This is a genomic window from Alloalcanivorax sp. C16-2 (assembly GCF_046507615.1).
Lineage (GTDB): Bacteria > Pseudomonadota > Gammaproteobacteria > Pseudomonadales > Alcanivoracaceae > Alloalcanivorax > Alloalcanivorax marinus_A.
This window is the reverse complement of sequence record NZ_JBKFTL010000001.1, coordinates 62,546-75,997: the sequence shown is the minus strand read 5'-3', so window position 1 is coordinate 75,997 and position 13,452 is coordinate 62,546. Positions and strand designations below refer to the sequence as shown.

The following is a 13,452-nucleotide window of genomic DNA, read 5'->3' as shown; positions in this document are numbered from 1 at the left end:
GATTCCGAAATGGGTTGAGGCGAGAGCTGCGTGACCTGATCCGGGAGGATGGTGATGTAATTACTCTCCTTCTGGGTTTCATCTCCGTGATCGGAGGGGTTGCCTGGGCTTACGGGCTTCAGGGTAGATTCTCGATATTTATTTATCCGGAAATAGCGATCCAGGCGATGGTGTATATCGTCTTCATACTCTTCTTTTTTAGAGGAGTTTGGCTGATGCTAATCACAAGGCCGGATAAGCCGATATCCGATATGGTTCGTCAGGCCAGAGGGGTGCTGCTGGATGCTGGGCCCCTTCGTATTACCATTATCATGATGATGTTTAGTTTTTTTCTTTCCGCGGCGTCGTCATTTAAAACGCTAATCCCCGCCATCAATCCTTATCAATGGGACCCATTTCTGGCCGACTTGGATAGGATGCTGCATGGGGGGAAGCAGCCATGGGAGTGGGTTCAGCCTTTCATCCAGGGCTGGGGGCTGACTCAGTTGGTTAACTTTCTTTATAACCTATGGTTTTTTCTGGTTGTGGGGAGTTTGGCCTGGATGGTCGTTGATGTGCGTCATCCGAGTGTAAGAAAGCAGTATTTAATAAGCTATGCTTCAACGTGGCTGCTTAACGGTGCGTTGTTGGCATTGTTGTTTTCGTCAGGAGGGCCTTGCTATTTCGGGAGGCTTTTCCCCGATCTTCAGGACCCCTTTTCAGGTTTGATGTCCTATCTTGGAGCCGCTTACCAGGGTGCGCCAGCGTGGGCTGTGGGGACACAGGATCATCTTTGGAGTATCTACGAAAAGCGTGATTTTGCGGTTGGTTCGGGCATATCAGCGATGCCAAGTATGCATGTCTCCCTTGCCTGGCTTCTATTCCTCCTGGCTGCTCGCGCCGGGCTTTGGTGGGGGCTTCTGGCGTTTGTCTATGTCGTGGTTATTTTGCTTGGTTCGGTGCACTTGGGGTGGCACTACTTAGTGGATGGGTACGTCTCGATCTTTACCACTTCAATAATTTGGGTTTTGGCTGGTGCCTGGTCGCGGCGAACGGTGGCCATAGCTAATAGGAAAAGTCCGGAGTGCGCTGCTCCGGGGATACCGGCAACAGTGGACGAATGCCGGTAGTAGTTTGTCACTCGATTCTTGAAGAGATTTGTTATGCGCAGGCAGAAGGGTGCCTTGACGGTGATTACGCCGCTTTTGATGGTGCTCGTGGTGATGTTGAGTGTTATGGCATTGGATGGGGCGCGTCTTATGTCCCTGCAGAAAAAACTACAGAGTCAGGCGAATGCCGCCGCCACGGCGGCGGCTGGCGGTGTGCAGGCCTGTGGCGGCGCGGGCGAGGCGGCCATGCTCGATGCCGCGACGGTGGCCGCGAACGCTCAGGGATTCGATGCGGGCGCGTCGACCATGACGGTGCAGGCCGGAGTGGTGGAGGCGAACGGCGCTGAGGTACTTTCCTTCAAGCCGGAGGATAACTACCTGCTCACCAATGGAGTGGCGGTGCACATTGAGCGCAAAGAGCCGATCAGCCGGCTTTTGCCGGAGAGTGTGTTCGGTACCGTGACCTTGAGCGCGGATGCCGCCGCGCGGAAGGAGGTGTATGCCACTTTCTACACGGAGTCTTTTACCGCGCAGTTATCAACGGCGGGGTCGCCGCTTCTGGAACCGATTTTCCGCGCCGTGCTTGGTGACAATCAGTTGACGCTGCGGGCGTTGTCCCTGGAGCAGTTGGCGGCCACGGTGGGTGACCTGGAGGATATCGTCGGTTATATCGCGGAAGAGACGCACCTGGGGCTGGATGAGGTGCTGGGTTCCGAGGTGCCGGCCTATGTGGTGGTGGGCGCGCTTAAGGCGGTGGACGGTTTGACTTATGACGCTGCCGGGTTGCTGGATGACATCATCGCCACGCCGGGTGTCGATACCAACGTAAAGCTGCAGGATGTGGTGGGGGTGTTGGGTGAGAGCGCGGTGGATTCCGGCGCCAAGGTGCCGCTGCTTGAGGTGGTGTCGTCGCTGATTTTCAATCTGGCCCAGCAGCCGCCTTTAAATGGCGTGATTGAGTTGAATCTTGATGGATTGACCGGCGCCTTGGGGTTGGACGACAACATCAAGCTGGAGCTCGCCCTGGAGATCGACAACACCCCGAAGCCGGTGGTGGCTCCGGCCCGCATGATGGAAGGCGAGGACGGTCTTGAGTGGATGGGCACCGTTACCGGCGCCGATATCCGGTTGCGTCTGGATATCCTGCTGGATTTGGGTGGCGCGGCATTCACGCCGTTACGGTTGCGTGTGCCCATAGAGCTTTCCACGGGGGCCACCCGCGCCAGGCTGGTGGGGGGGCGCTGTGCCGCCGGCACCCGCAACGAGGTGGGTTTTGATTTCGAGGTGGAGCGCAGCGCCCTGACCCTGAGCACCATGAAGGGTGATGGCTACCATGGCATCGAGGTACTGCTGCTTGGCTCTCAGGAGCCGCCGGACGATATTTGTTTCCCGGCCATCGCGGACTGGGCCTGCCCGGTGGAGCGGGAAGGGGTGGATTGGAACTACAAATACAGCGGCTTACTGGGTGAAGAGTATGGGGATTGCTGTTACCCACCCATTGAAGCCTGTGGCCGGGGGCTGCTGGATATTCAGATCGAGTCGACGCCGGTAACCGGTCGTTCAGTGGCGAGTACGCCCCTGTATTTCGATGATTTGCCATTGGACCAGTTCGAGGCGGTTACCAAGGAGGCTCGCGGCGATTCCGGCGAGGTGCTGGCGCGGAGTGTGGGCGGTTTGTTGGAAGGTATCGAGGTTACCCACGCCAGCCTGGCCTGTTTGCCGCTGGGAGATACACTTAACTTCACGTTGGATATTCTGCGTCCGGCCATCAATGGTGTGCTTGAGCCGCTCTCGCAATATCTGATCGGTCCGTTGTTGGAAACCCTGGGCGTGGATCTGGCCACGGCGCAGGTTCACGTAATCGCCGCGGACCAGCCCGCCGTGGAACTATTGGAGTACTGCGGTCCGGAGGGCTGCTAAGGAAAAAAGTTCAAACCATAAGGAGCAAGGAGAAGGAAACGATGAAAAAACAAAATGGAAAAAACCGGTTGGGTGTGTACATGGTTGCTGGCTCTCTTGCGCTGGTGCTTGGGTTGCCCTCGCAGGTTATGGCGCGCGAGGGTGGGTTCATTGGGGCTGGCATGGGTTGGTCCAGCAATCATGTCGAGATGAGTTCTTCGGCACTCGGTGCTCGTTACAACCTGGATGGGCTTGCGGCTGATGGGTTGGGTGGCAGTATTTTTGCTGGATATGGGTGGCGCTCTATCCATGGTTTCTTCGCAATTGAAGCCAACATGGGAATGCGCGACGCGGAAGCGGAAGAAACCCTCCGTTCTGGTGGTGTAACCGATAAAGCGCGGGTTGAATCCGACGTGAGCTACGGCCTGGGCATCCTTCTGGGTGGCCGCCTCGAAGGCGCCACACCCTATCTGCGCTTGGGATGGCAGACCTCCAACTACGAGGTCAGTGGCGCCGATTCAGACGACCAGGACCATGACGGCATTCGCTACGGCGTCGGCGCCCTGCTGCCTCTGCAAGAGAATCTCGATATGCGGTTGGAGTGGAACCAGACGCGCTACGGCGAAGAGGACTATTTCGACGGAGCTCTGGAACTGAAGCCCACGGAAAGCCTGTTCACCGTGGGGGTGTCCTTGCGTTACTAGCGCCTGGAAAGGCGGGCCCCGCTCGCCGGCAAGCGGCGGGCGGGGTCCGGTTCAGGCTCGGGCCGGAGTGACCCGGTAGCCTTTCAGCGTGCTTACGAAATCCTGCAGGGCGTGGATGCCGGAGGCTTCCGCGTCCCGGCACCATTGCGCCAGGGAGTCGAGCATTTCCGCCGAGCTGTGGCTGGTCTGGCTCCAGATTTCCTGCAGACGCAGGCGGTAATCGTAGATTGTCGCCAGGGTCGAGTTGTGCTCGGTGAGGGTGGTCAGGCGTTTGGTGTGGCGCACCTTGAAGAAGCGCTGGTCGCGATGCAGCAGGGCGGCGGCGCGGTTGTAGAGGCCACGGGTGGCGTCGCAGGCGCGCGCCTTTTCCTGCTCGAACACGGGCTTGATCACTTCGCGGCGGTAGTGCGCCATCACCTGGAAGCGGTGTTGCACCAGGGCACGAAGGGTGTCCAGGTCCACGGTGTGTTTGTCGCGGGCGACCACCGGCTTGGGCGCCACCTTTTTCACCTTGGCCAGACGCAGCACCTCGAAGGTGCGGATCCAGGCCCAGCCCAGGTCGAACTCGAAGCGCCGCACGGAGAGCTTGGCGGAGTTCGGGTAGGTGTGGTGGTTGTTGTGCAGCTCCTCGCCGCCGATCAGGATGCCCCAGGGCAGCACGTTGCGGGAGGCGTCGCTGCACTCGAAGTTGCGGTAGCCCCAATAGTGGCCGATGCCGTTGATGATGCCGGCGGCGGTGATTGGAATCCATATCATCTGCACGGCCCAGACGGTGATGCCCACCACGCCGAACAGGGCCACGTTGATCAGACCCATCAGGGTAATGCCGAGCACGCTGTGCTTGTGGTAGAGGTTGCGCTCCAGCCAGTCGTCCGGGCAGCCGGCGCCGTATTTGTCCAGGGTCTCCTGGTTGGTGGCTTCCGCCTGGTAGAGCTCGGCGCCCTCGCGCAGTACCTTGCGCAGGCCGAGAACCTGCGGGCTGTGGGGGTCTTCCTCGCTGTCGCAGCGGGCGTGGTGCTTGCGGTGGATGGCGGTCCAGGCACGGGTGTCCATGCCGGTGGTCATCCACAGCCAGAAGCGGAAGAAATGCTTCAGGGCCGGGTGCAGCTCCAGGGCCCGGTGGGCGGAGTAGCGATGCAGGTATACGGTCACGCTGACGATGGTCACGTGAGTGAGCGCCAGGGTGATCAGAACCAGGGTCCAGGGGCCGGGTGAGAGCAGGCCGCCGGAGAGGAAATTGAGTACGTCGTTCATGGGGATGAGTATCTTTTTGGTGACTAGCGGGTCATCAGCAGATGACCTTGAAAGTGTACCTGAGCCCGCCAGCCCGGTGCCAGATAAACCGTCCCGACCGGCTCGAAGATCAGGGCCGGGCCTTCCAGGCACTGTTCCGGCTTAAGGGCCTCTCTACGGTAGACCGGCACCGGCACGGACAGTTCCGGCAGCCGGGCGTGCCAGGCCGGCTCCCCGGTACCGCCCGTGAGGGCCGCCGGCGCCGGTGAACGGGGCGCGGCCTGGCAGCGTACACGGACATTCACGCGCCGCACGGGCAGGGCCAGCCGGTGGCCATAGCGCTGTTCGTGAAGGGCATGGAAGGCCGCCTCGCAGGCCGCCGCGTCCCCTTCCCAGGGCAGCGCCAGGGTGGAGGACTGGCCCTGGTAGCACAGGTCCAGGCTCACGGTGGTCTCGATGTCCGTTTCGGCCACGCCCTCGGCGGCCAGTTCGGCGCGACCGTGCCGGTCCAGATCCCGGGCCAGGGTGTCCACGCCCTGGCCGTCGGCGTCCGCCGGCAGAGCCTGGATCAGCTCCCGCTTGCGCGGCGCGTACACCAGCCCCTCCGCGGACAGCACCCCGGCACGTACCGGTACCACGGCCTGGCGCATACCCAGATTATCGGCCAGGGCGCACACGTGCAGGCCGCCGGCGCCGCCGAAGCTGACCAGCGTGAAGTTCGCCGGATCGAAGCCCTTCTGAATGGAAATCACCCGCAGAGCCTGGCTCATGTGCTCGTTGGCGAGATCAATGATGCCCCGCGCCGCGTCCTCGAGCCCCAGGCCCAGCCGTGTTGCCAGCCGGTTCACCGCCGCCCGGGCGGCGTCCTCGTCCAGGGCGAGGCTGCCGCCCAGGGCGAATTCCGGTTGCAGGCGGCCGAGCACCACGTTGGCGTCGGTGACCGTGGGTTCGGTGCCGCCCCGGCCATAGCAGGCCGGGCCGGGGTGGGCGCCGGCGGAGCGCGGGCCCACATGGAGCAGGCCGGCGTCGTCGGCCCGCGCCAGGGAGCCGCCTCCGGCACCGATGGTGTGCATGTCCACCATCGGTACCGCCACCGGGTAAGGGCCGATGTGGCCATCCCGGGTCAGGCGGATGTCGCCGTCCAGCAGGGCCACGTCCGTGGAGGTGCCGCCCATGTCGAAGGTCATAAGGTGGTCGCGGCCCAGCTCGCGGCCCAGACGGCGGGCGGCGTTCAGGCCGCCGGCGGGGCCGGAGAGCAGCAGGTTCACGGCGCGGCCGGCGGCCTGTTCCGCCGCCACGGTGCCGCCGTTGGATTGCATGATGGTCAGCGGTGACGGCCGGGTATGGGTGGACAAACGATTCAAATAATGACGAATGCGCGGTGCCAACCAGGCATTCAACCAGGTGGCCAGGCCGCGCTCGTACTCGCCGCGCAAAGGCAGCACCTGGCTGGACAGGCTCACCGTCAGGCCGGCCTCCTCGAGAGCCCGGCCCAGCCGGTTTTCGTGGTCGGGGTCGAGATAGCTGAACAGCAGGTTGACCGCCACGGATTCGGGTTTGTGGGCGCTCACTCTCGACACGAGCTCCTGAATCTGCCGGTCATCCAGGGCGGTTATTTCCTCGCCGCCGGCGCCAAGCCGGGCCGGCAGGCTTTCCACCGGCGTTTCGCCCAGGGCGGAAGGCGCCGCGATGGGGGTCAGGTTGTAGAGCTCCGGACGGTTCTGGCGGCCGATCAGCGGCACGTCCTCCAGGCCTTGGTTGGTGACCAGCACGGTGCGCGCGCCCTGGCCTTCCAGGGCGGCGTTGGTGGCCACCGTGGTGCCGTGCACGATAACCAGTTCGCCGGCACCCAGGGCGTCTTCCAGGCCCATTTCCCGGATGCCCTGAAGGATCGCCTGCTCCGGAGCGGCCGGCGTGGAAAGGACCTTGTGAATGCGCGGCTCATCCTCGCCGAGCAGCACGAAATCCGTGAAGGTGCCGCCCGTATCCACGCCCAGCCAGTACGCCATGGTGTCTCCGTGTTCCGTGTCCACTACAATGCGAGGCCCATGTTAATGTCCCCGGTGGAGGCGTGCACTCGCCCCCGACCCCGGATTCCCCGACCTGAATTGACCGAATATGCCTGAATTGCCCGAAGTGGAAACCACCCGGCGCGGCATCGAGCCCTATGTGGCTGGCCGTGTGCTCACCGCCGTCACCGTGCGCGAGCCGCGCCTCCGCTGGCCGGTGGACGCCCGCGTCGGCGAGCTGCGCGACCGGCCCATCCGCGCTCTGCGGCGGCGTGCCAAGTACCTGCTTATCGATCTGGGCGATCTGGAGCTGGGTATCCATCTGGGCATGTCCGGCACTCTGCGGGTGGTGGGGGCGGACACCCCGCTGCGCAAGCACGATCATGTGGACCTGCACCTGGACTCCGGCCGGCTGCTGCGTTTCAACGATCCGCGCCGCTTCGGCGCCCTGCTCTACCTGGCCGAGGGGCTGACCCATCCCCTGCTGGCCAACCTGGGGCCGGAGCCTCTGGACGAGGCGTTCAGCGGCGACTGGCTGTACCGGCGCAGCCGGGGACGGCGGGTGTCGGTGAAGAGTTTCATCATGGATAACGCCACCGTGGTGGGGGTGGGCAACATTTACGCCCAGGAAAGCCTGTTCCTGGCCGGCATTCATCCGTCGCGGCCCGCCGGGCGTATCAGCCGCGCCCGTTACGAGCGTCTGGCGCTGTCGATCCGCGCGGTGCTGGCCAAGGCCATCGAGGCCGGTGGCACCACTCTGCGGGATTTCACCCGAGCCGATGGCCAGCCCGGCTATTTCGCCCAGCAGTTGCTGGTGTACGGCCGCGCGGGCCAGCCCTGCCGGCAGTGTGGGGCGCCCCTGCGGAGCGCCCGCCACGGCCAGCGCAGCACGGTATTTTGCGCGGCCTGCCAGCGCTGACGGGCCGCTGGCGGCCATATTGCCGGGCTCATAACAAAGCTGTAGATTGTGATGTGATTGTCGGAAGAAGAATTACTTAGGAACGACAATAGCAGTATTACATTAACAAGCTCCCGGTGGACGCCCTGGGCGTGCCGGAGCACATCGACGATTCCAAGCAAGAGGGAACCACCATGAAGCGAGCCCTGCGCCTGGTCGCGGCCACCGCTCTCGCCTCGACGCTTTCGCTTGCCGGTCCCGCCCAGGCCCGCGACATGGAGCTGGATGGCGCTCGCCCGTCGGCGCTCGCCATGTTCGGCGATGCCCTGATCGTGCGGCCGATCATGACCGTGGGCACCGTGGGGGGCATAGCCGTCTACGCGGTGACCCTGCCATTCAGCCTGATTGGCGGCAACCCGCAGGAAGCCGCGGACACCCTGGTGAAAACACCGGCGTCCGCCGCCTTCGTGCGTTGTCTGGGCTGCACGCCCCGCCAGCATGAGCGGCTGCGGGCCGACAAGCGGGTGGTGGAAGCGAATCGCGTCAAGGAAGAGGACTGATCCAGAAATGAAAACCAACATCGCCGCCCTGGCCGTTCCGTTGATCGGCCTGGGCCTGCTGTCGCCCGTGAGCGCGGACGAACCCTCCCCGGCCTATCTGTCCCTGGGCTACGGCCATCATGAGCAGAATGATCGCTTCTTCGGAGACGACCGGTTCGAAACCGGCGAACTGATCGGCAAACTCGGTGGGCGGGTGAACAACTGGTTCGGCGTGGAAATGCGCGCCGGCACCACGATCAACAAGAACGAGGACAACCTGCGCGCTTTGCCCGGCGTCAAAGGCGAATACGCCATCGAATACTTCTACGGCATTTACGCCAAACTCAGCTGGGCCAACCACACCGCTTTCACCCCCTACCTGCTGGGTGGCTACACGGAAGGGAAGGAAAAGCTCGATACCGACCTTGGAGAAGTCGACCAGAAGTTCTATGACTCCTCCTATGGCGCGGGCGTGGACATGGATCTCAGCGAGCGCGTGGGCCTGAACCTCGAGTACATGTTCTATTACGACAAGGACAACGTGACCGTCAAAGGCCCGGCGGCCTCGGCCTACTGGAAGTTCTGACCCGGCGCTTCAAACCGCCCGGACACAAAAAAGCCCCGCCACGTAGCGGGGCTTTTCATTGCCGTGGGAGCGGGGCGGTGCCCCGCAGGGCACCGCCCCGCCGTCAGGCGGCGGCGTGGTCGCTGTCGTCGTGGCCTTCGTCGCGGCCCAGCAGCATGTACATGGCCGGCACCACGAACAGGGTGAACAGGGTGCCGATGGTCATGCCGGCGGCCACCACCAGGCCGATGGCGAAGCGGGCACCGCCACCGGGTCCGGCGGCGATCAGCAGCGGCACCATGGCCAGCACCAGGGCGGCGGTGGTCATCAACACCGGGCGCAGCCGCACGGCAGCGGCGTGCTCGATGGCCTGGCGCTTGCTCATGCCCTCGTCCTGCATCTTGTTGGCGAACTCCACGATCAGAATCCCGTGTTTGGAGATCACCCCGATCAGCGTCACCAGGCCCACCTGGGTGTAGATGTTCAGGGTGGTCAGGCCCAGGCTCACGAAAATCATGGCGCCGCACACCGACATCGGCACCGTGATCAGCATGATGATCGGGTCCCGCCAGGACTCGAACTGGGCGGCCAGCACCAGGTAGATCACGATCAGCGCGAAGAAGAAGGTGATGATCAGGTCACTGCCTTCTTTCTTGAACTGGCGGGACTGGCCGGAGTAATCCACCGAGTAGCCCGGAGGCAGCACCTCGTTGGCGGCGGTTTCCAGCACGCCCAGGGCCTCGCCCAGGGTCACGCCGGGCCGCTGCACCCCAGAGATGGTCACCGAGTTGAGCTGTTGGAAGCGCTTCAACTGCTGCGGCTGCACGGTTTCTTCCAGGCTGATCACCGTGGCCAGGGGCACCAGCTCGCCGCCGCCGGTGCGCACATAGAACTGCTTGAGCTGCTCCGGAGTCAGGCGGTCGCCCCGCTGCACCTGGGGAATCACCTTGTAGGAACGGTTCTCCAGGGAGAAGCGGTTGGCGTAGCCGCCGGCCAGCATGGCGCCCATCTCCTGGGCCAGCTGTTGCATGGTGATGCCAAGGCTGGCCGCCTTCTCCCGGTCGATGACGATGTTGTAGCGCGGCTTGTCGATCTTCAGGTCGGTGTCCATGAAGATGAACTTGTTGCTGGCGCGAGCCTTGGCCAGAACTTCGTTGGCGAACTCCTGCAGGTTTTCGGTGGGCTCGGTGGTACCGATCACGAATTCCACCGGCAGCATGCCGCCGGCGGTGGGCAGGGACGGCGGTACGAAGGAGGCCACCTGCAGGCCGGCGATGCTGTTGATCTTCTCGGACAGCTCGGTGTTCGCCTCGGCGGTGGTCTGGTCGCGTTCGTTCCAGCTTTTCAGTACGAAGCCGGCCAGCGCCGTGTTGGAGGCGGCGGTGCCGGCGCCGCCGCCGATGCCGTTGAGCAGGAATACGTTGCCCACCGACGGCATGCTGTCGGCGATCTGGTTGAACTCCCGGGTGAAGGGTTCCAGATAATCCAGCGTCACATAAGGGTCGGCGGTGGATGAGGTCAATACGAAGCCCTGGTCCTCCGCCGGTTCCAGCTCACTGGGCGAGCTGATGAACAGGAAGTAACAGGACACCAGAATGACCAGGCCGAACACATAGATCACCGGCCGGTCGTTGAGGGCGCCGTGCAGGCGTCGCTCGTAGCCCTTCTCCAGTTTTTCGAAACGGCGGTTGAGCCACTTTTCGAAGCGATGGCCTTCCCGGTTCGGATCGTGGGGCTTGAGAATCTTGGCGGCCATCATCGGCGACAGGGTCAGTGCCACGATACCGGACAGCAGCACCGCGCCGGCCAGGGAGAAGGCGAATTCCACGAACAGGGTGCCGGTGAGGCCGCCCATGAACCCAATAGGCAGGTACACCGCCACCAGGGTGGTGGTCATCGCCACCACCGGCCAGGCCAGTTCCCGGGCGCCCTTGATGGCCGCGTCGAACGGCGATAGCCCCTCTTCCACGTGCCGGTGCACGTTCTCCAGCACGATGATGGCGTCGTCCACCACGATGCCGATGGCCAGTACCATGGCCAGCAGGGTCAGCAGATTGATGGAGAAGCCCATCAGCAGCATCAGGAACAGGGCGCCGACCATGGACAACGGCACCGCGATGGCCGGGATCAGCACTGAACGCAGTGAACCCAGGAACAGGTAGATCACCAGAATCACGATCAGTACCGCCTCGATCAGGGTCTTGATCACCTCGTCGATGGAGTCCTGGATGTAGTCGGTGCCGTCGTAGGGGATGTCGCCGCTCATGCCTTCCGGCAACTGCGGAAAGATCTGGTTTTCCAGAACGTCGCGTACTTCCGCGATCACGTCCAGGGCGTTGGCGTCGGTGCCCACCTCGACACCGATGAAGGTGGCCTGCTTGCCGTTGAAGGTCACCGACGATTGATAGGACTCCGAGCCCAGTTCCACATCGGCCACGTCACCGAGCCGCACGATGGCGTTACCCTCGGAACGGATGATCAGCCGCTCGAACTGGCGGGCGGAATTCAGGTCGGTACCGGCTTTCAGGTCCAGGGCCACGTTGGTGCCCTTGGTGCTGCCCACCGCGGCCAGCACGTTCTGCTGCTGCAGGGCGCCGTACACGTCCGAGGGCGTCACTCCCAGGGCTGCCATGCGTTCCGCCTTGAGCCAGGCGCGCATGGCGAAGGTACGGTCGCCGAGTACGCGGGCGCGCTGTACCCCGGGAATGGTGGCCAGTTTGGGCTGGATCTCGCGCACGATGTAGTCGGTGATCTGGTTGTTGTCGAGAATCTCCGACGAGAACGACAGATACATCGAGGCGATGTCCTCGCCCACCGCCAGTTCGACGGTCGGGTCCTCGGACTCCTGCGGCAACTCGCTGCGCATCTTGTTGACCTTGGCCACGATCTGCGTGAGCGCCTCGTTGGGGTCGGCGCCCAGGCGAATATAGGCCTGGATCGAGGACGCCCCCTGCAGTGAGGTGGAGACCAGGTAATCGATGCCCTCGGCGGAGGCGATTTCCTGCTCCAGGGGCGTGGTGATAAAGCCCTGGATCAGGTCCGCGTCGGCGCCGGTATAGACCGTGGTCACGGTGACCACGGCGTTTTCCATTTCCGGATACTGGCGAACGTTCAGCTCGGTGGCGGCGCGCAGGCCGAGCAGGAAGATGAACAGGCTGACCACGCTGGCCAGCACCGGTTTATTGATGAAAATATCCGTGAATTTCATGGGCGGCCTCAGCTGTTACCCGGCGTCGGCGTCGGGTCGGCGGAAGGCCGCACATCGTTCTCGATGGTTACCTTGGCGTCGTTGCGCAGTTTCAGCAGCCCGCTGGTGGCCACCACCTCGCCGGGCTTGAGCCCGTCCACCACGGCCACCAGGTCGCCGCGCTGGCGGCCCAGTTTCACGAAGCGTTTCTTGACGATTTTCCGGGGTTCGTCTTCGCCGCTGGCTTGCTCGCCGTTCTTGCCGGTGTCGGCGTCCTGCAGCACGAATACCGCATTGCCATAGGGCGCGTAGCTGATCGCGGTGCGCGGCACCACCACCACGTCTTCCGCCTGGGGCAACTGGATATTCACCTTGGCGAACATACCCGGGCGCAGTTTGCGATCCGCGTTCTCGAAGCGGGCCTGGATATTCACGTTGCGGGTGGCCGCGTCCACGCCCGGCTCAATGGCGCTGATCTCACCTTCGAAGCTCTGGTCCGGGAAGGCATCCAGCCGCACCTGTACCTTGAAGCCCTGCTCCACCTTGCTGAGTTCCTGCTCCGGCAGGGAGAAGTCCACGAAGATCGGTTCCAGCTGGGTCAGGCTCACCACCGGGGTGCCGGGCTGCAGATACTGACCCAGGTCCACCTGGCGAATGCCGAGCCGGCCGTCGAAGGGCGCGCGCACGGTCTTGTAGTTGAGCTGTTCCTGCTGGGCCTGGGCCTGGGCCATGGCCTGGTCGCGCTGGGCGCGGCGGTTATCCAGCTCGGATTTGGAAATGCTGCCTTGCTTGAACAGCCGCTCGTAACGGTCGAATTCCTGGCGGGACAACCGGGCGGTGGCTTGCAGCGCATTGAGCTGGGCGCGGTCGGCGGCGGATTCCAGGGTTACCAGCACATCGCCTTGTTTGACCGTGTCGCCGGATTCGAACTCGATCTTGCGCACCTCGCCGGCCACCTGACTGGTCACGTCCACGCCGTTCACCGCGTTGACCGTGCCCACCGCTTCCAGCATCAGGGCCCAGCTGTCCGGGCGGGCTTCATAGGTGGATACCGCGGCGGCGGGTTGCGGCATGTTGTCGAAGAATTCGTTCATCTTCACGCTGACAAATGCCTTGATGCCGAAGATCACCCCGAACACGATCGCCAGGATGATCAGCATGATCACCATGCGCTTGCTGATAATGCGCTTACTCATCGGTATAAACCCCTGATAGAAGGCGGTGTTTTTGATTCTTGTGCCCGCGGAGGGCGGCGTCCCGCGTGACGCCGGGCCGGCCATCCGTGGCCTGAAACTGAGCGAAGAGCATACGCCACGGTCATGGGATATTG

General features: G+C 63.3%; 10 protein-coding genes. 6 read left to right on the top strand and 4 right to left on the bottom strand.

The features are described from left to right. The first annotated feature begins 14 nt into the window (after positions 1–14). Genes ACLD02_RS00335 through ACLD02_RS00325 form a run of 3 tightly spaced genes read left to right on the top strand, consistent with a single transcriptional unit; the run spans position 15 to position 3,691 of the window. Entirely contained in the window at positions 15–1,109 is a 1,095-nt protein-coding gene (locus tag ACLD02_RS00335) for a phosphatase PAP2 family protein (protein ID WP_410297664.1), read from the top strand. A gap of 33 nt (positions 1,110–1,142) precedes the next feature. Further along, the gene (locus ACLD02_RS00330) at positions 1,143–3,008 is read left to right on the top strand and encodes a hypothetical protein (protein ID WP_410297663.1); all 1,866 of its coding nucleotides are present in this window, start codon (positions 1,143–1,145) and stop codon (positions 3,006–3,008) included. 41 nt (positions 3,009–3,049) lie between these two features. Next, complete coding sequence (locus tag ACLD02_RS00325; RefSeq protein WP_410297662.1) at positions 3,050–3,691, top strand: outer membrane beta-barrel protein; 642 nt, start codon at positions 3,050–3,052, stop codon at positions 3,689–3,691. 51 nt (positions 3,692–3,742) lie between these two features. Here ACLD02_RS00325 and ACLD02_RS00320 read toward each other — a convergent pair whose 3' ends face one another. After that, the gene (locus ACLD02_RS00320) at positions 3,743–4,945 is read right to left on the bottom strand and encodes a fatty acid desaturase (RefSeq protein WP_203105501.1); all 1,203 of its coding nucleotides are present in this window, start codon (positions 4,943–4,945) and stop codon (positions 3,743–3,745) included. A 23-nt stretch (positions 4,946–4,968) separates the two neighbouring features. Beyond that, positions 4,969–6,933, bottom strand: a complete 1,965-nt coding sequence (locus tag ACLD02_RS00315) for a hydantoinase/oxoprolinase family protein (RefSeq protein WP_410297661.1) — start codon at positions 6,931–6,933, stop codon at positions 4,969–4,971. 109 nt (positions 6,934–7,042) lie between these two features. On the opposite strand from ACLD02_RS00315, the gene mutM reads away from it, so the two are divergent. From mutM to ACLD02_RS00300, 3 genes are all read left to right on the top strand, one after another. Beyond that, the gene (gene mutM / locus ACLD02_RS00310) at positions 7,043–7,852 is read left to right on the top strand and encodes a bifunctional DNA-formamidopyrimidine glycosylase/DNA-(apurinic or apyrimidinic site) lyase (protein WP_410297660.1); all 810 of its coding nucleotides are present in this window, start codon (positions 7,043–7,045) and stop codon (positions 7,850–7,852) included. 173 nt (positions 7,853–8,025) lie between these two features. Beyond that, positions 8,026–8,391, top strand: a complete 366-nt coding sequence (locus ACLD02_RS00305; protein WP_203105504.1) for a hypothetical protein — start codon at positions 8,026–8,028, stop codon at positions 8,389–8,391. 7 nt (positions 8,392–8,398) lie between these two features. Further along, the gene (locus tag ACLD02_RS00300) at positions 8,399–8,956 is read left to right on the top strand and encodes an outer membrane beta-barrel protein (protein WP_410297659.1); all 558 of its coding nucleotides are present in this window, start codon (positions 8,399–8,401) and stop codon (positions 8,954–8,956) included. Positions 8,957–9,059: 103 nt separating this feature from the next. Here ACLD02_RS00300 and ACLD02_RS00295 read toward each other — a convergent pair whose 3' ends face one another. Then, positions 9,060–12,143, bottom strand: coding sequence for an efflux RND transporter permease subunit (locus tag ACLD02_RS00295; protein ID WP_203105506.1), 3,084 nt, complete (start codon positions 12,141–12,143; stop codon positions 9,060–9,062). Positions 12,144–12,151: 8 nt separating this feature from the next. Further along, the gene (locus tag ACLD02_RS00290) at positions 12,152–13,318 is read right to left on the bottom strand and encodes an efflux RND transporter periplasmic adaptor subunit (protein ID WP_410297658.1); all 1,167 of its coding nucleotides are present in this window, start codon (positions 13,316–13,318) and stop codon (positions 12,152–12,154) included. Positions 13,319–13,452 lie beyond the last annotated feature (134 nt).

What these genes read in the sequence shown, in the direction of transcription:
- ACLD02_RS00305 (WP_203105504.1), top strand. Translation starts at nt 8,026, where the DNA reads ATGAAGCGAGCCCTGCGCCTGGTCGCGGCCACCGCTCTCGCCTCGACG.
- ACLD02_RS00320 (WP_203105501.1), bottom strand. Translation starts at nt 4,945, where the DNA reads ATGAACGACGTACTCAATTTCCTCTCCGGCGGCCTGCTCTCACCCGGC.
- mutM (WP_410297660.1), top strand. Translation starts at nt 7,043, where the DNA reads ATGCCTGAATTGCCCGAAGTGGAAACCACCCGGCGCGGCATCGAGCCC.
- ACLD02_RS00300 (WP_410297659.1), top strand. Translation starts at nt 8,399, where the DNA reads ATGAAAACCAACATCGCCGCCCTGGCCGTTCCGTTGATCGGCCTGGGC.
- ACLD02_RS00295 (WP_203105506.1), bottom strand. Translation starts at nt 12,143, where the DNA reads ATGAAATTCACGGATATTTTCATCAATAAACCGGTGCTGGCCAGCGTG.
- ACLD02_RS00315 (WP_410297661.1), bottom strand. Translation starts at nt 6,933, where the DNA reads ATGGCGTACTGGCTGGGCGTGGATACGGGCGGCACCTTCACGGATTTC.
- ACLD02_RS00325 (WP_410297662.1), top strand. Translation starts at nt 3,050, where the DNA reads ATGAAAAAACAAAATGGAAAAAACCGGTTGGGTGTGTACATGGTTGCT.
- ACLD02_RS00330 (WP_410297663.1), top strand. Translation starts at nt 1,143, where the DNA reads ATGCGCAGGCAGAAGGGTGCCTTGACGGTGATTACGCCGCTTTTGATG.
- ACLD02_RS00290 (WP_410297658.1), bottom strand. Translation starts at nt 13,318, where the DNA reads ATGAGTAAGCGCATTATCAGCAAGCGCATGGTGATCATGCTGATCATC.